Raw genomic sequence first — 26,588 nt, 5'->3', positions numbered from 1 at the left:
AAATTTTAATATATTTTTTTACTGTTTTTTAAAAAAAATCCGGGAGGCCTTTTTCCAATATCAGGCTTCCCGGAAAAATACTACTTCTATATACTCCACTTTAATCCAGGATCAGCATCTTTTGGGTTTGGCTTTGATTCATGAAATCCAGCTGATAAAAGTAAACCCCCGCCTGTCCAAATTTATCGCGAGGAATGCTGATCTCGTGATAGCCTCCTGCTTTTTCATATTGTTCAAACAAATGAACTTTGCCTCCAACATCATAAACAGTTAATTTAACCAATCCGGAATTTGGTATTAAGAATCCGATCACGGTTTCCCGATTCCAGGGATTGGGTTCGTTGGGGGTTACCACAAACACCTCACTGGTCGTTCCGTTGTATCTCAACACTACTTTTCCTTCTTCTCCATGTTTATCTACACTTATCGCTGCTGTGATGCTTTCTCCCAAACGCATTACTTCCGATAGTCTCATCTGTTGTCTGGCTTTTACCCTCAGCTTTATCAATTCCATTCCATCGCTCATCTCTCCGTTCCAACTCAAGGGCAATTTTCCATTCATCATACTATGGGTCGCGTAGCTGTCTTCTCCTACCCTGCTCTCTTTATTCCCTTCGATTCGAACGATTTCCATCTTCTCTTTCAACCATTCCAGCGTAAACTGCAATCCTGCGTACTGTGATCCATTGGCAATCTTCAATTCAATCTCTGTTTCTTCTCCTGCTTCCAGCTCCCGGTCTTCCATCTCCAATTCCAGGATCCGATCCGATCTGCTATGTATGCCCTGATATCCTTTCGTCGCTGCCGTACCATTCAGATCGCCCACTTTCACTGCATAAAAATCCAGTTTCATGTCTCCATACAAATTGCTGATCTCTACACTCTCCGGTATCGATTCCTTTAATGCATTGCTCACATCGTTGAACACATGTCGGCTGCTCACAAATCTCCAACTCGTATTGCCCGCTATCTCTCCCGTGATTCCCAATATCAATCTCCTCAACTCCGATACATCCTTCGCCGTGATCTCTCCACTCCGGTTTACATCCGCAGCTATCATCCGGTAGCCTGTTGTGATGGGTTCTATTCCCAGGATATGTCGCTGTATTTTTACGATATCTGCCGTACTCACTCCATTCAACCATCCGTCTGTCTTCTTCGGCTTTAACTCATATGCTGTCCCAGAAGGCAGTTGCTCAAATGCATATCTTCCATCGTAATTCGTCATGATCTCATTCCTTCCCGAATTCTCCAACTCCACTCCTACGTTTTCTACCCGGTCCTGTGCTTCCGTCATGATCTCTCCTTCCACTTTTGCATTCGTCAGCGTCGGTGGACAAAATCCACTGTTATCCTGGATGTCTATGAACGTCCTGCAAAATGATGTATTTCCGTTTTCATCCGTCACCCACATCTCCACTTCCTGCAAGCCTCTGTCGTCGCAGTCGTAAATCCGGTAGGTCTCATTCGTATCACTCGAAAAACTAAACTTCACTCCGTATCCGCAATTGTGATACGAGCCCGCATCAAAATCTTTGGCCCAGATCGTATCCATGGCTGCATCCGGTATCCCGTCTCCATCCAGATCCATCGGTACCAAATTCGTCGATAAGCCATTTAAACAATATGCAACCGGTGGTTTGCAATTCTGTAAATCCAGGGTAAAGCTCGCCTTCACCGTATTGCCACATCGGTCTTCTACTTCCCACTTCACCAGGTGTTTGCCCAGCTTCCATGTTCCACTCGCTACATTTCCTCCGATGCTGCTCCGCGTTACGTCGATCGTTCCGTCGCTATCCAAATCTATTTTGTACGTGTACAACATCTGTTTGGGATCGGTGCAATCATCGTCTGCTTCAATTGAAAAACTTACAGGGATCGGCCGGCAATTGATATCGTAACTGCATACCACTGTATCCTGCGTCACTCGTATGATCGTTGGATCTATCCTGTTAAACACTTTGATATATTGCGTATCCTGCCAGATCAACACATTGTTATTCAGATCACGCTGGCACCAGTCGATTACTTTCCACACCCTGATGATCTTAAAACATGGATCGCCCGGTATGGTCGGCGACAACACGTGATCGTGATAACTCATACCGATCAAGCTGCATTCGTCGTCGTTGGTCCTCGGTCTGTCATACGGCGCATTCAATCGTTCCGGTATCAGTTGATCCGGATCGCAGATGTCGCTCGTCTCATAATCATAGGGCCACGTGATATCATTGTAATCAAAGACATTGTGATTCGTCACTGTGATCACCTGATAACAAGACTGACTCCGATTTCCCTGCTGATCAACTGCCGTAAAATAACGGTATATGTATCCCAATCCGCATTGATTCAAGCCTCCATAATCCTGCTCTTCTATTACTTCCGGCGGACAATTATCTTCCGCAAGTCCATCCAATGGATGGCCTCCGATTTGATGCCAGTATCTCGGATCAATCACGATCTTTTCTCGCGCACTTTGTTCTGTTACGACTTTTCCAAATACTTCCAAATGTTCACGGTCTATATCAAATCGACAATCTACGGTGATGTTTGGTGGACAACTGATCAATGGTCTGTCTTTGTCCTGCACTTCTACATTCACCATGCAGATCGCTTCGTTGCCGCTGTGATCAATTGCTTTAAAGCCTACCATCACCATCTTGCCTACATCCTCACAGCAAAATCCTACTTCCGGTCCCCAATCGTCTTCGCCGACTCCCCCACAAAAATCTACATCCATTCTCCTTACTTCAAAATGGTGCAATGCACATTCGTCAAAACTTCCGTCGTCAAATACTTCTGCATTCACCCAGCTGTATCCGTTGTGCGTAATGGCAACTACGGTGTTGCGATCGCATACCGCTACCGGTTCTGTGTGATCCGTCACATGAACTACTATATATACTTCCGTTACATTGTAACATGCATCGTACACACGATAATAAACTGTATCCTCTCCCTTGGGTAATTCAACCCAACCTCCATTTTGATCAATTAATATTCCTCCCGGGTATGCAATATCTACACGCAAATCATTGTGACAGGCATCGACCGCTTCAATCGGTGGCAACAATACTCTTGCTTTGCAATCCCGCTTGCCCGTCGTCGCGTCAAATCCATATGGCATGTGCGTGATCTCCGGACCCGTCTCGTCTTTGATCTGAATAATCTGTATTTGCGATGCAACAAATTCCTGGTGACACCACCATTCTCTGATTGTCCACACCCTCATTATTTTACGAACGCATTGGATTGTTCCCAAATCCGTATCCGCGTAAGTTACCTGATAGTTGCAATAGAAAAAATCAGCTGGCCAAATAGATTTTCCATCAAGCGTGGGTACGCCAGTTAATTCAGGTGATGGCAATCCGTTGAGATCTTTAGGAAAAGTATCTGCACAATAAACATCAAATGGCTCCGGGAAAATGACCAGGTTTAGATCAGGCCTTTTGATGTATATATGTTGAACACAGGTATCACTGGTATTTCCATATTCATCTACTGCCAACCATTTGCGTTCTATGAGTTTAGAATACCCCGGAATGCAATTGAGGTCTATATATTTCTCATCGAGTAAACGAATGGTACTTGCAGTACAATTATCGTAATGTATTGGAGTGTGATCTTTATCGTGTAAGCTGTGGCAATATACCGTATCGGTCCGGCAAACGATTACCGGAGCTAATTTATCTTCTATATATATTGTACTCCAACAAGAATTATCTGCAATCGTATCAACCAGTTTGGCTACGATACTTTTTCCCAAATGATGCTTTGGAATAAAATTGACCAGTGAATCTTTTGTATACGGATCGCAGAGTATAACTCTAAGAAAATCGTAACAACTGGCATCTCCACCCAGATAAATCATACTTGGCGTAATGATCAGCTCGCAATTTTCATCCAGTGATATATTCACTGCCCCTTTACAGGCCAATGGAGGAGCTGTACTCAGGTCCGGAATAATGGTCACTTCAAAACTGCAGTTGGAAGTATTACTTTTTGAATCCGTAGCTCTATAGGACAAGGTTGTGGTCCCTTCCGGAAACAAACTGCCACTACTCAGTCCGCTCATGTCTGTCTGACTGATCAGAGGCACATCACATTGATCGGTGGCTGTAATTGTAAATGAAAACAAAGCTTTGCAATTTCCGGGTGCTGCTATGATACTGGTATCTGACGGACATGCTAATATCGGCGCGATGGTATCCAATACTTGAACGGTAGCAAAACATGAACTTGAATTCCCGCAAGAATCATTAGCAGTGACCATCACCTGGGTTGCATCGCGATCCAGACAAGTGAATACATTTCTATTCACTGAATAATCGCGAAATGCACAATTGTCACTGAATGAAGAAACAACATCATCCGCAACGATCATTGCAAAACCATTGGCATCGAGATAAACGGTCGTGCTCTTGCAAATAATTTCCGGCCTGGTCGTATCCTGAACGTATATCCATTGAATACAACTTACTGCATTGTCACAACTGTCTCTACCCGTCCAGGTCCTCATCAAGTCATATTGAGCGCTGCAGGATCCATCCAATCGCAAATCCGAAAATTCAAAATCCGTAACTGCCGCTGCACAATTGTCAGTTGCTGTAGGGAATCCTGTTTGCGCAGGTTGTGAATTTTCATCACAATTTATTGTTAGTGCTTGTGGACATTGTATTACAGGTCGCATCGTATCTCTAACTGTAAGTAACTGAAGGCAATTGTTCCCATTTCCACAACTATCGAAGGCAACCCAAATTCTTTCCAGTGTATAATTTCCAGAGCAATTTCCTGATATTTCCGAATCTGTATAACTTACATCTGTGACAGCTAAGTGGCAATTATCAGAAACCACAGGCTCTCCTGTCACCACAGGCTCAAAATTCCCATCGCAGTTGACCGTGAGATTTTGCGGACAAACAATCATCGGTCTTGCCGTATCAATTACGGAAATCAATTGCGAACAACTGTTCGTATTTCCACAACTGTCAGTACCCATCCAGATCCTGTTTATGTAATAATTCCCGCTACAGTTGCCAGGGGATAACTGATCAGCATTTGTAAACTCTGTAACGGCCGAATGACAATTATCAGAAGCTGTTGGATTACCGGTGGCAGCCGGGCTTTTATCTGCATCACAGTTGACGGTTATAGCTGACGGACAATTAATGACGGGTCTCATGCTATCCTGTACAGCAATCATTTGCTGGCATGCATTGCTATTCCCACAACTGTCTGTAGCGGTCCAGGTTCTTAAAATCGTATAATTTCCGGAACAACTACCTGCATTGATCAAATCACTGTGTCCAAAATTGGTTACTGCAAGGTGACAATTATCCGCAGCAGTAGGCATCCCGGCAGTGACAGGAGAAAGATCTCCATCACAATTCAGAGTTATTGGAGCCGGGCAAAAGATTAAAGGTCTCATGGTATCCTGAACTGTTATTGATTGATCACAGGTATTGGTATTTCCGCAACTGTCAACTGCTGTCCATGTTCTTATGATAGTATATGAACCAGAACAAATTCCCGGATTGATAGAATCGGAATGTGAAAAGTTGCTTACTGCCAAATGACAGTTATCGGTAGCCGTAGGCATACCCGTTGCAACCGGACTTTTATCGGCATCGCAATTCACAGTAGTTGTTGCCGGGCAATTAATTACCGGGCGCATGGTGTCCTGCACAATAATTAGTTGATCACAAGTATTTGTATTTCCACAACTATCGCTTGCGCTCCAGGTCCGCGTGATTGTATATGAACCTGCACAGGCACCTAACATGATTGCATCGGTATGAGAAATATCACTTACTGCCAAATGACAGTTATCATTTGCTGTCGGCATACCTGTTACTGCCGGGCTTTTATCACCGTCGCAGTTTACAGTAATAGCTACCGGACAATTCACTACAGGTCGCATGGTATCCTGCACGTTGATTTGCTGAATACATGTGTTGCTGTTTCCACAACTATCCGTTGCCGTCCATGTTCGGTTGATTGTATAATTTCCAGCGCATCCTCCTAAATTAATAGCGTCTGAATGCGAAAAACTGTTTACTGCCAAATGACAATTATCGCTTGCTGTGGGCATTCCGGTAACACCCGGAACTTTGGATCCATCGCAATTCACGGTTGTCGTTGAAGGGCAATTGATAACCGGACGCATGGTATCCTGAACATTAATTTGTTGTAAACAGGTCGTGCTGTTTCCGCAACTGTCAGCTGCAGTCCACGTTCGGTTGATCGTGTAATTACCAGCACAGGAACCCAAAATAATTTGATCAGAAAAAGTAAAATCTGTTACTGCCGCATCGCACAAATCGCTGGCCGTAGGCATTCCCGTAGCACCAGGAGTTTTGTCCCCGTCGCAGTTGACAAGAATGCTTACAGGACAAATGATCGTTGGTCTTGTTGTATCTACAATTTGAAAACGTTGAATGCAAGTATCCTTTGCATCTGTAGTCGATGGATCACCATCGTCATCCGTAACTATATAATATCGCGTCAGAAATAAGGTATCGTTTATGCATCCTTCTCCTGTGATTTCATGAGATACTGTATAAACAAGGTCATAACACGAATCCATCGGTACAATTAAATCGAAATTGGGCGGAGGAACATCGCTTAAACAGGAATACATGCCCCCATCCATTGGCGGACAACTGATCCTCACAAAACACACTTCACCAATGCAACCACAAACCTCAGCATCCATGTCACAATTTTCAGCATTGACTAAAGGACCCTGACAAATGGATCCACCACAACACCACGATGTTGCAGGAGGAAATACCCAGGTGCCGTTGTTCTGAATATTACCGGATTCAACATCGAGATGCGTGATCTCAGAAATCGAACCACCCGTAATGATCCCATCATTAATAAAATTTCCAGTTGATCCCCGGAAAAGTATTTTTGTATTATTCCACAAATGTATCGTACTCAAAGCCGGGTCAACATTGAGGAAACTGCCATCCCCATTCAAACCAAGACGGATGCAGAAATTAACCATGGTATCGGCGCTTCCGTCATTTATGAAACTGCCTCCTATATCTAAACATCCACCCGTGACCAGGCGTGTACCCCCATCTGAATCCCAGTTTTCAGGCAGCAAAATGTAACTGTCGTTTACGCGCACGGTTCCCTTATTGATAAAAGTACCAGAGGCATTTGCACCGGCACATTTCAGTCCAAAAAGCAAAGCTCCGTGAGTGATCTTAAATCGGCCACCCGGTTCAATGGTAATGGAATGCCCGTCGCATGGATGCGAAGCAAGGGTATCTAAATAAATTTCCAGAAAGCCAAATACTGATAAATCAGCCGGTAAATCATACCAAACGTAGTGCAGGATATTGACCGTATCGTTGGCGTCAATGGTCGCAGCAGGAACATTTCCTCCTTGCCATGTGGCCGGATTACTCCAGTCTCCATCTGATATAGTGGTGAATACTTGTCCTGAAAGCCGATTTGCAATCAGACTTGAAAGCAGGCAAATACCTGCAATGCAGCATAGCTGCTTTACTGTTGGGATGTTTAGCATATTAAAGTAGTTTACGGCTACTTTCGTTTGCTAAAAATTTTACTGTTTTGCGAGTTGGGACACTCTCTCATCGGCAAAGGTAAAAATATTTTTTATATATAATAATTTTATATATGTTTTTTTTTAAAAAAATTTAATCCTGGGGAATAACTCCCTGTTTGAGTCTTTGCTTTTTAGTTACCTGTTAGAAAGTAAGGTTCGACCCCTCCAGGTTCGTTTTTTTTCGTGGGCTTTCGAGTTAACGTTGTCTGATCTCTCTGAGATCAGCCTGGGTTAATTTGTATTCGTGAAGATACTTGATAATCTCAACACAGACTCTTGGTCCCGGATGGATCAAATTTCGCTAAACGAAAACTAAATTAAGGACCACCCTTAAATGTTTGGATTATTATCCAGTGCTCAATTTAAATCTAATTTCCTCAGCAGAAAAAATTCCTATATTCATTTAAAATCATTTCCCGCAAACTATTTGCCATTTCAATAATTACTTGCTTCTTTTCTCTATTGAAAGCATTGATCCCAGAGGGATCTCATTACGTTCAAAAAAAAAGGACCCCGGTCGCCCGAAGCCCTTTTATAAAAATTACTACTAATATGCTTATTCCATAATGACCATCTTGCCGGTATGGCTGGCGTCTTTGAAGTCCAGCTGATAATAGTATACTCCGGCCTGATTGATTTGCTGTCTGCCCAACCTGTATTCATGGTATCCTTTGTTCAATTCCATCTGGTCGATGAAATGAATTTTTCCATTGACATCATATACAGTAAGCTTAACCATCCCCTGTGAAGGAAGAATCATGCCTATCTGCGTTTCTTCGTTCCATGGGTTAGGCTCATTTGGTATAACCACAAATCCTTCATGGGCGCTTCCTCTGAATTGCATCACAACCTGTCCTTCCGAACCATCGTTAGTTACGCTTATCGCAGGTGTAATGCTGCTGCCTACTCTGAAAATCTCAGATAATCTGCAAACATCTTTGGCTTTCACTTCCAGCGTGATCAATTCCATCTGTTCTTCCATTGGTCCATTCCAGCTCATGCTTATTTTTCCTTGTCCAACATGATGCATGGAATAATGATCATCTCCAATATTCTTACGGGAGTTGCCTTCTACTGAAATCACTTCCATTTTTTGAGTCAGCCATTCCAGCGTGAACTGTATGCCCTGATACTGGTTTCCGTTGATGATCCTCAATGGAATCTTTGCAATTTCTCCCTTTTGCAGTTCAACCGCATCCATTTCCAATTCAAGAACGGATCCGCTTCTGTTGGCCAAACCTCCGAATCCTTTGGTGATTGCATTCCCGGTCAGGTCTCCTACCTTCACTGCGTAAAAGTCGAGTTTCATGTCTCCGTTCAAATTTGATATCTGGTAGCTCTCGGGAATAGGCTGCTTCAATGCATTGCTCACATCGTTGAACGAATGTAAAGTATGCACAAATCTCCAACTGGTATTTCCAGGTATTTCGCTGGTAATGCCCAGGATCAATCTGCGCAATTCCGAAACGTCTTTGGCTGTGATCTCGCCACTCCGATTGACGTCTGCAGCAATCATTTTATATCCGGTTGCAAAAGGCTCGAGCCCAAGAATATGTCTTTGAATTTTGACAATGTCGGCGGTAGTGACCCCATTAAGCCAACCGTCTGTCTTCTTGGGTGTGAGTTCGTAATTTTGATTTGTGGGAATCTGATCAAACAGATAACTTCCCTGAACGTTTGTCAGTAATTCGTTTCTTCCTGAATTCAACAACTCAACTCTTACATTTTCCACGCGATCCTGAACTTCAGTCATGATCTCTCCTTCCACTTTTGAATTCTGGAAAGTAGGCGGACAAAAACTGCTATTATCCTGAATGTCTATGAATGTCCTGCAGAATGAAGTGTTTCCATTTTCATCCGTTACCCACATTTCAACTTCCTGCAATCCTCTGTCGTCGCAATCGTAAACTCTGTAGGTATCGTTTGTATCTGCTGAAAAGCTCAGCCAGATCTGGTATCCACAATTGTGATAGGAGCCTGCATTAAAATCTGCTGCCCACACGGTATCCATGGCCACATCCGGAATTCCGTCTCCGGTTGTATCCATCGGCACCAGGTTCGTCGACAATCCATTCAGACAATACGCAACCGGTGGTTTGCAGTTCAGCAATTCCAGGGTGAAACTCGCTTTTGCTGTATTTCCGCAGCGGTCTTCCACTTCCCATTTGACGAGGTGGGTTCCCAATGGCCACGTACCGCTCACATCATCGCCTCCAATTCTGCTCTGTATAAAATCTATACTTCCATCGCTATGGTAGTCAATTTTACAGATGTACAATAATTCTGTAGAATCTGTGCAATCATCATTGGCTTCTATTGAAAAACTCACCGGGATCGGTCGGCAATTCACGTCATAACTGCAGATCGTTGTATCTGCTGTCACCCGTTTAATAACAGGATCCACGTAATTAAATACTTTTATGTATTGTGTATCCTGCCAGATGATCACATTGTTATTTATATCTCTTTGGCACCAGTCGATCACTTTCCATACTCTGATAATTTTAAAACAAGGATCTCCAACCTGTGTTGGTGTAAGTACATGATCGTGATAACTCAAGCCGATCAGACTGCACTCGTCGTCGCTGGTTACCGGCTTATCATATGGATAAACCAGGCGTTCCGGTATCAACTGATTCGGATCGCAAATGTCACTCGTTTCATAATCATCCGGCCAATCGATGTCGTTGGCATCAAAGACGTAATGATTGATCACTGTGATTCGCTGAAGGCACTCTATACTTCTGTTCCCTTGCTGATCAACTGCAGTAAAAGATCTGTCGAAATATCCAATTCCGCATTGGTTGAGTTCAGGACCCAAGTACAATCTTTCTAAAATCGTCGGTGGACAATTATCATAAGCGTATCCGTCCAAAGGATGACCATCGATTACGGGGTGATAAATGGGATCTATGATAATTTTTTCACGTACAGATGAATCTGTAACTACCTTTCCGAAAACTTCAAGATTGTTATAGTCGATATCAAATCTGCAATCTACCGTAATGTTTGGCGGACAGCTGATCTGCGGAGCTTCTTTATCCTGAACTTCTACATTCACCATGCAGATGGCTTCGTTGCCACTGTGGTCGATGACTTTTAATCCTACCATCACTGTATTCCCGACATCTTCACAACAAAATCCAACTTCCGGTCCCCAGTCATCTTCACCTCTTGTATTGCAATAATCGTCCTGCATTCTACGCACTTCAAAATGATGAACGGCACATTCATCAAAACTTCCATCGTCAAATACTTCGGCAGGTGCCCAGGTTTGGCCCAATCTGTTTATCGCAACTACTGTATTTCTATCGCACACAGCGACGGGTTCCGTTTCGTCTAATACATCGATGATAATATAAACCTCAGTAAGATTGTAACATGCATCATAAACGCGATACCAGATCGTATCTTTTCCTGCTGGCAGATCTACCCAACCCCCATTTTGATCAATTAAAATTCCACCGGGATATGCAATATCTATTCGTAAATCGTTGTGACATGCATCTTCTGCTTCAATCGGCGGCAACAATACCCTGGCATAACAACTGCGTGGTCCTGTGGTCGCTGTAAAGCCATAAGGCATGTGTGTGATTTCCGGGCCATTAGGATCCTTGATGATGATCAACTGATTAGATTGCCTGGTTATTTCTGTGTGACACCACCATTCTCTTACCGTCCATGTACGCATGATCTTGCGCACACAATTGATCTCACCTAAGTCCGTATCTTCATAACTAATGAACAAATGGCAATCCAATAATTCATTCAATGGCCAAATATTTTCCTTCGTACCATCGCTCTGAACTATGTATGGTACTCTTGTCACTAATGGACTTGGGTTGCCATTCTCATCTTTTAAGAATTTTGTTTCACAAGTAAAATTAAAAAAGTCAAGAGTAGGCAACACGACATCTTCTGCTTTTATCCTCTTTACATAAATGGTATCGGTACAATAATCAACCTCCCCACGTTCATCTTTTATCTGAATATCCCGGTAAATGGCTTTCAGGAAATTGGAATCACAATTAAAATGCTCAAAGGTTTCATTAACCGTTGTAACTGTATAAGAGCTACAATCAAATCCGTCATATTGCAATGGAAATTCTTTTTCCACCAAATTGCAGTCAACTGTGTCTGCACGACAAACGATGACCGGTGCCAGTTTATCTTCGACAACAATGTCGCTCCAGCAACTGTTGCCAGTTAGTGTATCTGTCACTTTTGCCGTGATGTGCTTCCACAACCAATCCTGAGTTAGTGGATTGTCTACGGGATTGCCGTAATGACTCAGTTCGATAACCATAGTACCTGTACAAACACCGGTCACTAACATATCGGGAGTTACGGTTGCCAAACAGTTTTCGTCGAGTGATAAATTAATGTTTTTACATGGCATAGGGCCGCTGCCAATAACAGTAACCTGAAATGCACAGGTGTCTAAATTACCATAACAATCCTCAGCTTCAAATTCAAAATCGTATATTCCGGGACCAATTGGCGTATTGATATCTACCCCACTGATTTGAGTGAGTATCGGATCCTGATGGGTAAATTTAAAGTTGCTTATGATTAACGTATCCTCATAATTCATATTCGTGGAACGCACATAAAAACACAAAGGATTGATACCGTCTAATTGAAGTGACACTGAACCGGATGCGTAATAACCTGAAGGAGGTACTGATAGAATGCTATCCTTTCCGTTAAAAATAATTCCGGCTTCATCACTTCTGAATCCACCGATAATAGCTTCAATGCTTGCAGACCAGTCAAACTCCACCAAACCCGCGCAAATAGGCTGTACACATGCCTTAATGGAAGATGTGTCGTCGCGATCATTACCTGGAGTTCCATTGTTAATACCAACGAGCATCAATGAATCTTCATCGGAATCCAGCCACATAATACCATCTGAACCAATGATTCCATCACCCATTCCCGGTGCCGCAAATTCTTCTAATATAGGACCTATGATCCGGGGATCCATTTCCCTGTTAAACCCAACGATCATGTTGCAAGGATCTGATGTTATGGGCGTCAACCAATTTACAATGGTATCACAATCGGTTGGATAATCCAATGTAACTGTAGTATTTGACGGACAATAGTCAAATAAATCTTTGCCGGGCTCCTGCTGGACTGTAATATTATATTGACAAACGGAAGAATTTCCCGCACAGTCCACTGCTGTAAATTCAATTAGATGTGTACCAGGTATAAATAACTCCCCGTTTTTCGGCCCTTTTGTCTGATGAACCGGAATTGCAATTGGAACGAAAACTAAATCGTACAATGTTAAACTATCAACACCACCTTGATTATCCGACTGCACTTCAAAACAAACTCTGTCACCGGCTAGTACTTGTTGAGCAATAACTGCTCCATTGGCAGTACTCCCATTTCCTGTAGTAAATACAGTATTTATTGCCACACCATGTCCTTGATGGTCAATCATCAATCTCACGCGATCACCTGCAAATCCATCGCCATTATTCATACGTGCTCTCCAGTTGAATGACATCGTGCCGTTACAACTTGCATAGAAACAAACATTAAAACGATTGTTTACGCCAGCATTTCCATTTGTCGTTCCAACGATCGTAACAGAATCTAATCCATGTTGGATGAATTGGCCATCATCTCCAAATCCAGCGTTAACTTCATTGTGGTAGGTAAAAAAAGATGCAGCACCAAAACCATTGACAAGTCCGCAATCATCATCAGCTAACTGGGATGGCTGTGGAAACCCAACTCCAACTGTACAATTAAAATTTCCAATATTAATCGTAAAATCCTGTGGACAATTAGAAATGACCGGTGGATTCGTATCAAGATTACAAAATCCTTGAGCCCGAACCTCCGTTAGGAAAATCGGAAAAAAAGTAAAGAACAAATAGGAGAGACTTAGCGAAGCACGTAGTTTCATATTTCTTATTTTAAGATGAACTTTCGCTAAATTCTGATCGGAAACTAAAAGAGCTTTGGGCGGATGTGCTGGGGCAAAAGTAAATATTGTAATTTACATATTATAATTTTTTTTAATATTTTTTTAAAAAACAGCTCCCGGTTTCCCAGGAGCTGTGTAAAACGAAACCGATTACTACACACTATATCTTTGGACCTTAGTCGATTAAAATCATCCTTCGATATACGTAACTCTTATTGGATCGCAACTGGTAATAGTAAATACCGCTCTTAGCCAATTGCGATTTGTTAACATTTATTTCGTGATATCCTTTCGTAAAATATCCCTTCCTTTCATATACAATCTGTCCATTAACATCCAGTACTCTCAACTGGATCGTTGAATTCTCATCTGAACTAAATGGAATGATGGTACTTTCACTAAATGGATTCGGTATATTCTGATACAAGCTCAATCCATTGGACTCTGAATTCACCTCCTTGAATTCAAGTCTGACTCCCAAGGCTTCTCCGTTTGACTTGTATGCTTCTGAATGGAATGTTTGTCGCTCCAAATCCAGGATTTCAGACAATTTCGTGTTTCGCAAAGCTTTTAAGCGAAGTTTGAACCTTGCTTCTTTTTCCTGATTCGGAATTCTGTTGAAAACAAACCTCATCTTATTTTCCTGTAAAATGAAATTGGAATTCTCAGCAGTGATCAATCCATTGAGATCATCTGTCCACTCAACAAGTTCAGCCGAATATCTATCGAATTCAAGTCCAAGCTGAATCCCTTCGAGATCTTCATCCTGAGGAATATGGAATTCTATCTCATAACTTTCCCCTGCTTTTAGATCGAAATCGTTCGTAACGATAAGCAATGGATTTGCAGATCTGCTTGTAAACCCGGGACTAAACTGGCCAGGATCATTTGAATCATCGATATCTCCTATTTTAACCCCTGTAAAATCTACGTAGAAGTTTTTATTCAGTTTTAGAATATCAAAATCTACAGGATAATTTTCATTCAGAGGATCGTCTTTGTCTTTAAAGGTATAGTCCGCAAGAAGGAACTTCCACGAAGGACTATAGGTAAATCTGTCTGTCTTACCCAGGATCAACCTCCTTATTTCAACAATATCTGCTGTAGTTACTTTTTTGTTGCTGTTTACATCGGCTGCAATAAACTTCAATGGATCGTCAAACGGAGCGATTCCCAGAATATGCCTTTGTATATGAATGATGTCTGCAGTACTCACACCATTCATTGGATTCACATCGTGAGTGGCCGCCAAATTGTATGTACCTCCATTCGGCATGTTATAAAACCTGTAATATCCATCAAGACCCGAATGAACCATGCCTGCATTTCCATGATCCAACATCACTTCGACACCCGGCATGCTCAGATCCTTCCTGGTCATCACAAATCCTTTGATATGTGAAAGAAGTGTCGGACCACAAATGGTATCCTCATCCACAGCCTGCAACAAGGTACAGCAAGAGTCGATGTTACCCGCCTCATCCTTAAAATAAACTTTCACCGCAGTTGTATATTCATAATTTGTAATCGAATCACAACAAATTGTACGAATCGTGTCGCCGAAATCATCCCGGTTGAATGAGGTCATGATGAACGCAGAATCCGTACAGTTGTCATCGACTTTCAAAATGAACTCCTGTGAATTAAAATCGGCGCATCCATCGTCCTGAATTTTTTTGACAACTTTACGACAAGTAAATTCAGGGGCAACTGTATCAATTACGGTGATCGTTACCATTTTCATGGCTACATTACAACATCCGTCGACAGCCGTAAAAGTCACAACTGTTGTACCTACCGGATAAAATCCGGATGCGTCCTCCTCGTTATTGACACCAAATTGCGAATCGTTCATGATGGTGATGTTGGCCGAATCGCAATTATCTACATAAGCCACCAGGGTAATGAAATTATTACACATCGAATCATTGGCATAAACCGTTGTATCGTTTACACCAAGAATGTTTGGTGCGTTTTGATCATCAATAATAATCAACTGAATGAAAGTAAAAGTCCTGTCTGAACAGGTATCGTACACCGTCCAGGTTCTTTCCCATTCGCAATCATTCCTGATCTCGCACAAATTCGTATCGATATAGGTAATGTTTGCCCTTAAACAGGAAATCCCACTTGAATCAAATCCTGGTATACCGGTGATGTTCGGATCAAACAGATCGCATTCACCAACAGTAACCGGAGATGGCGGCCAAATAATATCTGCCTCATCCAATGGATCCAGATTTTGAACCGTAATCGTCTGGGTGCAAGAATCGCGATTACCCGACGCATCGATTGCTACAAACTTACGAGTGATCGTTCCGATATCGCAAATATTCAAATTTCGTGTTACAGTTTCGGTAATGACCACGCCAGGACAATTATCCGTAGCAGTTGCTGTACCGTAAGGAGTTAGATCCTGAGTATCGTCTCCACACGAAATGGTGGCATCAGCCGGGCAAGTTATCTCCGGAGGTACATTTTCTATAATCGTAACTTTTGTTGTGCAGGTAGCTGTATTTCCACAACTATCCTGAGCAGTGAAGATCACTAAAGTCATACCTACAGGGAATACAGGAGGAGCATTGTTTGAATAGGTAACTCCGGTATTGCAATTGTTTGTCTGCGTTGGATTAGGCAAAACCAAAACTTTACCACAAGTGTTTGCATCTGCATTCATCGTAATATCGGGAGTACAAACAATCGAAGGAGGGTCCTGATTTTTCAGCTCAATAAACTGAACAAACTGGAATCTTTGACTTTGACTGCACACATTGATCGCAGTCCAGGTACGAAAGACTCCATTACATAAACCCGATGTTCCAAACTGATCTGAAAATGTAAAAGAAACAAGTCCGCAATAGTCCTCTGTCAGTGTGGGCTGACCGGTAATTGTAGGGTCAAGCGTCGGTATACAAGTAAATGAGGTATACGTTGGCGGTGGCCAGATGATGTCATTTGGATCCAGATCAACATCCAGTACGATCCGTTGAACATAGAAAAATGTCGAATCGTAATCAGGTTCACAAATAAATCTAATCGCCCAATTCCGTTCAATCAAAAAACATATTTCCGGATTCGTATAAATGGTATCATCCTTGTACGCATAACTTATGCTATCACAAACACAAAGGGCCATTGGTAATCCGTTTAGCATTTCAGGCTTCAAGGATTGCTTACAATCTGTAACTGTAATATCTGGCGGAATAGTAACCCGGGGCTTGATAGGATTGGTTACTTTTAAAATTTGTACGAATGAAAATTCCTGCTTATTCGGAGGATCGGAACATTCATTAGAAGCTACCCAGGTTCTTCGGATCCAACGACAAGTGTCCCCTTGTGTGGACAATATCTGATCTGTGTATCTGAAGATGACATAACCGCAATAATCTGCTGTTAGTTTCGGAGTGTTATTGATCAAAGCCGTGTCAACTGACCCCGGGCAATTATCGACGATGACCGTATCTGAAGGCCACATGATATCGGCTGGGTTCAGGTTAATTCTGATCGTAATTTTTTGTGTACCTCTGAATGTCCCACTCACTTCCGGTGGGCAGTTATAAGTCGAAGTCCACTTTCTGTATATCACATAACAAGTGTTAGGTTCTGTATTCACTAAAGAATCCTGGTACGTGTGGTTAAATACATTACAGGGACAATTCAGTTTCGGGAATCCGTTTAAGGAATCCGGTAACAATACTTTTTTACAGTCCGTCACAGTGATATCATCAGGAAAATCGACTTGAGGTCCAGTTGGTTTGGTTACTTTCAATACTTGCAGGAATGTAAATCTCTCCAGCTGCGGAGCGGCACTACAAGTATTAAATACTGTCCATGTCCTGTGGACAATCCTGCAGGTATCGTTCTGACTAATGGTCTGATCCGTGAAAGTGATAGTCACTTCACCACAATAATCTTTTTTAAGTCTCGGAACATTATCGATCAGTGAAGTATCAATGGATCCCCGGCAATTATCTACAAGTACTGAATCCTCGGGCCATTGGATATCATTTTGTGTAAGGATGACCCTTACCGTAATTTTCTGTGTTCCGTTAAATGTTCCACTCACATCCGGCGGACAATTAAATACCGATGTCCATTTTCTGTATATTACATAACAAGTGTTCGGTTCATTCTGTACAATTGAGTCCCTAAATGTATGCATAAATTGATCGCAGGGACAATTCGTCTTCGGCACTCCATTTAAATTTCCGGGATCAAAAGAAGCGCGACAATCATTCACTGTAATATCGGGTGGCAAAATATATCTGATACCCGCACCTTCAATGACTTTCAATACTTGTCTGAAAGAATAACTCTGGGAAGGAACACATTTGCTGAATACCCGCCATATGCGCTCGTAGAAAATACAGTCAATTTCTCTGCGAATTTCACGATCTGTATACATAACCATCACATTGCCATTATGCACACAGAAACGAGGAACTTCTCCAACATCCACTGTATCGATTGAGCCCCGGCAATTATCTACAATAACAGAGTCTAAAGGCCAAACGATGTCGGTCTCTTTCAGATCAGTGGTTACGATAATTTCCTGGGTACGATCAAAAGTTCTTCCGGGTTCGTTGGGACAATCGAAAGTCACCTTCCAGGTTCTGTATACCACCAAACAAGTGTTAGGCACTTGCAATCCAAAACTATCCTTATAGCTGGTACCGGTATGTACACAACCGGTACAATCTCCAATACTTGGCCTGGAGTCAATAACTACAGGATCAGTATCTTGGCTGCAATCAGTAATCGTTACATTGGGCGGAAATCTTACACACCCGCAAAAACTAACATTATTGTTATCCTGAACGTCGATGAACGTATTGCAACAGTCCTGTTTTCCATTACTGGCTGTTACACATAAAGTAACCGTCCGGCGACCCAGGGAGTCGCAATCGTATTTAACTGATTTTACGGTTGTATCTGTGCCAAATGAATACGTTAGCGGATAACCACATGGATGATAACTGCCGTGGTCAAAATCTTTAGCCCATATCACCACAAATTCATCATCGACACTTCCGTTTCCATTCACATCCATGGGTACTAATGAAGTAGACAATCCCACTTTGCAATAAGCTGTTGGTGGCTTGCAATTCAGTATTTCAAAGTTGACTGTACAAACCGATTTATTTCCACATCGATCTTCAAATACGTATTTAATGGAATGTTTTCCCAAAGGATAAAAACCACTTGCCGTTATAGTAGGTCCGACTCCTAAATCACTGTAGTCTTCGATGCCATCCTTATTCAAATCGATGTGATACTCCCACACCAACTCCTGATCGGGAGTACAATCGTCCTCTGCTGTTGCGACCAAATAGGCTTGCCCACCCGCACAACTGGTATCAATAATTGCAAATAAAGTATCCTTACAGCCACTGGTTATCGTAGGCTCTTCAAAATTATGGATTTTTAGAATTTGTTCGTGTGTATAAATTAGTTCTTTGCCTGTGGGATCGTACAATCTGCACCAATTGACCACTTTCCATTTTCTAATAATCTTATAGCAGGCATCGCTTCCATTAATAAACCTGAAAGTATGATCCTGAAAAGATATCCCCACTAAATCACAAATATCTTCCTTTATCTCAGGATATCCATATTCGGATGGCAAAGTTTCAGGCAACAGACCATCGGTTGCGCATCCTGATGTTTCGTAATCCTTTGGCCAGGTAATGTCCGATTCTCTAAATGGATCCGGATTGATGATCCAAATCCTTTGTGTGCACACATCAATACCCACGCCATTGCCCGCAGTAAATACCCGGTCGATATAACCTTCGCGACACTGATCAATGTTTGGAAATACTTGTTCATCAAAAGTGGTATTACAATTGTCGGAAACTCTTGGAGATCCGAATTGACTTAAGTCATTCAAGTCAAAATGATCGTGACAGGATATGGTCACATCGTGCGGACAATAAATATGAGGTATGGTCTTATCCTGAACTTCTACACGGACCATGCAGGTATTTTCATTACCATCGTGATCCGTCACTTTAAACATAACCATGACTTCCTGTCCGAGGTCTTGACAACAGAAATGAATGGAATCTCTGTAGAGTGTATCTCCCGGACTGCAGTCCAACTGCATATTCATTCTTCGCACCTGGAAATCTTTGATGTGACAATCATCATAAGAGCCATCGTCAAAAACTTCTGCAGGCACCCAGACTTCACCAAAACGATCGAGGGTTACTACAGTTTCCCGGTCACAAACTGCAACAGGAGGCGTATTGTCTACAACATCGACAAAAAATGTACAGGCATCAACGTTATAACACAAATCATAAGCATAAAATGTCAATTTATGGAAACCCTTAGGTAAAGTCACGTATTGTGCAGTAAAATCCTTGATCAAAACACCGGGAAAATCGAGATCAACTCTCAATACAGAACCACAGCTGTCAAAAGCTTTAGGCATGGGAATCCAGACTCTGGCTTCGCATTTGTAGGCATCTGTTGTTGCAGTGATGTTATAAGGACACTCCAAAACAGGAGGCTGATCGTCGATGATCTCAATTAACTGAACATACGAGCGTTGTTCAAAAGAATTACAATACCAAAGTGTGAATTTCCAATTCCTTCTGAATTTTCTGGTACAGCCATTTCCGTTGTGCAATTCAAGATCTTCGTAATTAACAATATAATCGCAATACTTGCCATCTTCGTTGGGCCATGCAGGCAAACCTCTATATGTTGGAATACCTGTGACTGAAGGCAAAGGACGGCCATGGGCATCCGCTGCAAATTGTCCGCACAACAATGCATTTCCCTTTGGAACGATCAACGAATCGGGAAACAAAATAGAATCAAGCTGGATCCTCTTCAGAAAAATATTCATCTTGCAATCTGCAGAATAATTTCCCGATGCATCTTTAGCGCGATAAGTCCTCGTAACAATCTTGGAATATAAATCGTTGCAGGGAGTATTTTCAATGATCTCATCGACCAGGATCCTTTGTGGATCTGTATCGCAATTATCTACAATGAAGGGCTTTAAATACGACTTCATCAAAGTACAATCAATGGTGTCATTGATGCAGGTAATGTTTGGTTTAATCTTATCCTCAACAAGTATATTTGACCAGCACGAATTGCCATTGCAAACATTAATGACTTTGGCAATCAGCGTTTTTCCAAGATGATTGTGATTTAAGATATTATTTGGCACCAGACTTCCATCTTTATTGAAAATCATGACCGCATAGGAATTATAATCGTAGGGACCTCCCAGCAACAACATTTGCGACTGAACCTGCACTTCGCAATTTACAGACAGTGATACTTGCACAGAACCAATACAACTCACCGGTCCGGCTGTAGCGCCAATGGTTACAGGTATCAGCAATGGACTATAACAGGAATTATTTAACGTAACATCGACTTTGAGTGTATGCGTCGAACCTATAACACCAGTCCACTCTACATCGACTACATTATCAAAAGGATTGGAGACGATGGTACCTCCACTTAACAGTGTCCATTCATAGGATGCATTCGGCAGATCTTCAACTTCGTATCTTACAGTTTGGCCTGAACATACATTATTTTGGGATTTCAACAATTTCAATTCGTCATAATTGCATTTATGAATCCCTGTATTCAGTTTTACGCCGTATTGGTTTGATAAAATAAACGAATAGCCAATTCCTTCTACATGCACTCCCCGAATCGTGTAAATACTTGTTCCGTCGCCCAGGTTATTTTCATCCAGGACATAACCCAGAGGACCCGTAATAAAGGGCAATGGTATATTGGGTGGATCCATACTTAATTCATGATAGAATCCATCTACTTCATAAATAAACCAGGTGTCTCCGGACACCGATCTGAAGGTAAGCTCGTCGTAGAATTGTCCATCATTACCATTGTAAGCATTGTCAAGACAAAAACATGCGACAGTTCTTTCAATATCCACAATGATGATTCCTGCCGGATCTGCATCATCCTCGTCATCCGGAGAGGACAATGGATCCGGATTTGCTGAACTTCCATCCGAATCGTTGAAAACCAAACCACCCGGATCATTATGTGGATCATCGTCCGGATTTGAATCATCATCAATGATCTTACCTGAATTCACAGCCCTGTTAATTTCGGCACGGTTAACAAGAATACCGGCAGATTGAGCGGGATCTACCCGCAATTTAATTTTTACAAATACGCTATCGCCAGATTGCAAACCACCGGCAGGCAAACCGCCGTTGTGCTCTGTCAACAGGTAATAGGCTTTAGTAATTCCACTTGCAGAAGAACCTATTCTCCATCCCGGATCTTCGAGCAACAGTCCTTCCGGAATGTAATCTACGATCTCAATTTCCTTCGCAGCCATCAATCCCTGATTGTAGATCCTGATATTGAAGTCCACTATTTGATTCCTGGATACGATCAGTTGATCCGAATCTTTAATTAAAGCCAAATCAAAATTAACCGGATTGGAGTCTGCACCATCGTGATCATCTTCATCCATTTCTCCATGATCGGAAATCATATTGTCTTCAGCCGAACCCGGAACTCCTCCTTTATCGTTATCAGAAATTCCATCCGGAGTTGAATCATAATCTTCTCCCTGATTCCCAACATTATCAAAGGCACTCGTAATTTCTGCATAATTTGGAATCAACTCGCCTTTATTCAAATTTGCAAAGCTTAAAAACAAACTTTTGCTTACAGATTCTCCAGGCAACAAGGTTACATCGAAATGATAACTCATTTTACCATCAAACAACGGAGACCAACCCGGATTCAGATCATCAACAGGAACATAGTCCGGATCTACGTAATCGATAATTTCTATATGTGTGGCAATTACATTACCCTGATTGATTACTTCGATGACGTATTCAATGGTGTCGCCTTTCCTGTAAGCAATTTTAGACTCGATGAGTTTCTTAGTCAATGCCAGATCAAAAACAGGTATTCCAGCAGGATCAGCATCGTCTTCATCTACAAGTTCGTCCATATCTGTGACGTTATCTGTAGAACTGTTTGGCACACCTCCGGGATCGTTTGTTTCATCTTTATCAGGTGTGCTGTCAAAGTCATAAGGGGAAATATTTTCAGCCAGTTGATTCCATACAGCGGAGATTTCGGCAATATTAAAAAGATTATTTGCATCAAAATCCGATACATGATCCAATTGAACGGATATAGTCGTGTTGCTATGCGGTAACAAGTTTTGTTTTAGAAGATAGATTGCAGCATCACCAGATACAGTCCAACCCTGATTTTTAGAGAATTGACTTAAAGCAAACCCTTCCGGAATATGATCTGTAATTTCAATCTGCGACACCGGAACATTGCCCTGATTATAAATGATGATTGAAAACTGTGCTGAGCCCTTATAACGCAGTGAGGTTCCATTGTCATACAATTTAATCAATGCAAGATCCATCAATAACAATTGAGCCGGATCTGCATCGTCTTCATCACCAATTCCGTCGCCGTTAAAAATATTATCGGTTAATGTTCCAACAACACCCCCTGCATCATTAGAAGGATTCATATCAGATGCGCTATCCCAATCTCTTGAAGACAGATCATTTCCAAACAAATCCAACGCGCCGGTAATCTCTGCTATAGCCAGCAATTCGTCAGGCGATGCATCTGACTTAACTTTCATGACCAGATCATGAGTCATGCATTCACCCGGAGCAATCAGTGAATTGATGTTTCTTCTGAGTAAACCGCCCATTAAAAACCAACTGTTGTTGTCGGCAGGGCTTATAGAAATTCCCAGGGGTGCATAAAATACAACACTGTGCTCACTAACAGTTACACTTCCCTGATTACATACCGTAATCTGGAAGGTTACATCCTGATTCTTTTTGATCGGAGTAGTTTGTGAAGTCGTGAGTATCAGCGCCAAATCGTGTACACTGACCACTGCCGGATCTGCATCGTCTTCATCCAGAGTGCCCGCATCAGTAATCATATCGTCGGTTTCAGTATCCAATACTCCGCCGGTATCATTTAAGGGATCATTATCGGGTGTACTGTCGTAATCAATAAGGGCTACTCCTCCCGGATCTCTTGCTCCCTGTATTTCAGCGCGGTTTATCAATTGACTAAAATCAGACTGAACCAATTTCAAATGGATATCGACTGATGTTGATTGACCGGACAAGAGATTTACATTCAGGGTGCGGTATGCTTTTCCGCCTATTAAATTCCAACCGGGGTTTAATAAAGGATCAAACTGATATGCAGAACTGATGTAATTTACCACATCTATTGAACCCGCTGTTATATTTCCCTGATTGAAAATTTCCATTCTGAAGGTAACAACTTCTCCCTTCTTCACCGGTTCTGAAACCAATGCCACATTTCTCAATGCAAGATCGGCAACCGGCAAACTTTCAGCATCGTGATCGTCTTCGTCAATCGTGTTGTTATTAATAATATTATCCGTTATAGAATTCGGGATTCCTCCCTTATCATTTCCCTGAATATCATCTGGCGTTGAATCTTCATCTGCCAATACGGCTCCATTCACATCCCACATTCCCGAAATTTCAGCCGCATTGATTACTTCCTGTGGATTTAAAGCAGACTGAATTCTCAGCGTGATTTCTGCAGCAAATTCTTTTTGGGGATCTATGTTGCTGGTGACCAAATATTTCGCCTTACTATTGGAATAATTCCATCCGGGGTTCAATGCCGGTTCAAAACTAAAATACGATTCGATGTAATCCGTTAGTTCAAATTGGGCAACTTTTTGATTTCCCTGATTGGTTACAATCAGCTGAAATGTCACCAGTTCCCCATTTTTAACCGTTTTAGACCCGCTTACCTTTTTGATCAAAGCCAGATCGTATATTTTTTCATCAGGCGGAGGTGGAATCGTGGATTTTTCCGGTACGAATCCAATATCAAATGAATAATCATTCTGCCCTGAACCTCCCGTATGGATATATATATAAGGTAACTTATCGTAAACATGACAAATTGAACCCGCCCAAAGATTTGCATCGCTGTTGACGAGAGTCAGATTGTAATCGCTTTTATTCTCCGATAATTTTACCGTATCTGATCCGATAATTAAATGCGATGCATTTACTAAAAATCTGGAATCGCTGATCACGAGATAATAGTCTTCAAAGGATTTCAATCCATCCGCAATTCCATCCTGATTGGTATCCACATTTCCGGAATTGAATACATAATATCCGTAATTGTCTGTAGTGGTCGTCCCAACGATTTCACAATTTTTGTCGACGAGAATCAATTCCAATCCTTTTACAGGTTTTTCTCCGGGATCCTGAATTCCATTTTCGTTTTCATCCATCCAAACGTAATTGCCAATTTCAATAGGCATTCTTGGACATCCTATAGCGAGATCACCAAGCCCTGCTGATTTGCCATAAGCCGAGCTTTGTTTGTTGTAAAGCTGAATGGCTGCAGATTTCTTTCCGTTGAGTGTTGAATATTTATGAAAACCACCAGAGAATGATTCATATACGGGGTCATAGCATGCCGAAACCACTTCTTCGGTTCCCGGCAATACGAGAACGCTTCCAAAAGATACTTCCGGGTGAAGTCCGGGACCAACAATCCAATAGTCATCGCCAAAAAATTCTCCGCCTCCAGGCCCTTCATAATGATTGATGCCATTGCCGGTTCTGGATCCGGCGACTCCCTTGTGTTCAAGTTGCCAGGTGTTTCCGTTTTTCCATAACATAAGGATATCTCCATACTCACCAGTCAATGGATAAATCGGGTCGCAATACGTATGTCCGGTGCGATCTGCTATACCCATGATCATATAATCGTCATTAACGACTGTTAGGTTGGTGAGCCATTGAGAAACTGGTCTTTGACTACCAGGATTTGAAAGCCAGAATTCCCTTGCAAACGTTGTGGAAAAGAGGATATTAAAAGATTTACTGATCAGATTAAATTCATAAATGTGAAAAGCAAAATCATTTTTATCATTACTTGTTTCTGCAGTACAGGTTACACCGATGTAAATCCTGCCTTTGTGGTATTCCACTGCACCTATTACATAATTGCCATTTGAACAACCCGGGTCAGGAACTTTAATTTCCATGATGTGTTCGGCTGTCGGGCTTTCAACCGGAATTATAACCAATGAATTGTTGTACAGATTGGCAACAAACAGCAAGCGGTCGTCATCGGAAATATCCATATCTCCAAGTCCAGCTTTGCCAACAGCGTCTGAATATAGACAACTCAAAGGATTGTCATGACTAACTGTTCCGCAATTGACATTCTGATTATTGAGATTTAGAAACAATTGGGTTTGTCCATTCGATGGATCTGTAACATAAATACCTCCGGTTCCTCCGGAACCTAAAGCAGCGCCATACTTGATGAAAGCTGAGGAATATAGTTTCTGCTGTGCTTTACTCCACGCCAGGCCCCAAACGGAACCTGTTTGATTTTGCATAGCCAGTTTGTATGGACTAGAATTGAGATTAAACTGAAAAGGCATTCCCACCAAAGTTGGTGATGCCGGATCCCCATCCGAACGTACAAAACACGTTGTGTATAACTGTGCAAGTGAGGGCGCACAATCCGGATTCACCGGAAACACACCAAAATTTACATCACAGGCAGGTGACTGGATGAAACGAACATCCTGTGAACCCTGACTTCCCATTTTCGAGTAATAATAACCGGAAGGCGTCAACATTTCAATTCTGAAATTCGCGCCATTGGAAAGCTGGGTTAAATTAAATTGCCCATTTGCATCCGATTGTGTGCTGGCTAACAACTGATTGTTGTTGCTGAAAGATTTCAGGATAGCTCCGGATACACCAGACTCCCCCGGATCTTTCAATCCGTTCTGGTTTAGATCGACAAAAACCTTTCCGGAAATTTGATGATCAATTAATATACATTGCCCAGAAACGTCCTGTACAGGAATCAGCCATGCCAGACAAATGAAGATGAAAATAAAATTTAAAAAACCGGGGTGGAATTTGCTTACTAAAGAAAATTCCAAAGTGTGTGTAAGTCTAAGTTTTCTCATTTCAAGAAACAATAAGTTAAGCTTGATAATATTTCCCGAATGTTTTC

The 26,588-nt window shown here is 41.9% G+C and carries 3 protein-coding genes; all 3 read right to left on the bottom strand.

The window, feature by feature from the left end; translation table 11 throughout:
- Positions 1 to 100 precede the first annotated feature (100 nt).
- A complete protein-coding gene (locus IPM34_05620) occupies positions 101 to 7,540 on the bottom strand; it encodes an HYR domain-containing protein (protein ID MBK8955019.1) in 7,440 nt (2,479 codons plus the stop codon).
- Between the two features lie 598 nt (positions 7,541 to 8,138).
- The gene (locus IPM34_05615) at positions 8,139 to 13,511 is read right to left on the bottom strand and encodes a hypothetical protein (GenBank protein ID MBK8955018.1); all 5,373 of its coding nucleotides are present in this window, start codon (positions 13,509 to 13,511) and stop codon (positions 8,139 to 8,141) included.
- A gap of 196 nt (positions 13,512 to 13,707) precedes the next feature.
- Positions 13,708 to 26,541, bottom strand: a complete 12,834-nt coding sequence (locus IPM34_05610) for an HYR domain-containing protein (GenBank protein MBK8955017.1) — start codon at positions 26,539 to 26,541, stop codon at positions 13,708 to 13,710.
- Positions 26,542 to 26,588 lie beyond the last annotated feature (47 nt).

It is taken from the genome of Saprospiraceae bacterium (assembly GCA_016716185.1).
Classification (GTDB): Bacteria; Bacteroidota; Bacteroidia; order Chitinophagales; family Saprospiraceae; genus Vicinibacter.
The sequence above is the reverse complement of the archived record's forward strand: the minus strand, read 5'-3'. Positions and strand labels throughout refer to the sequence as shown.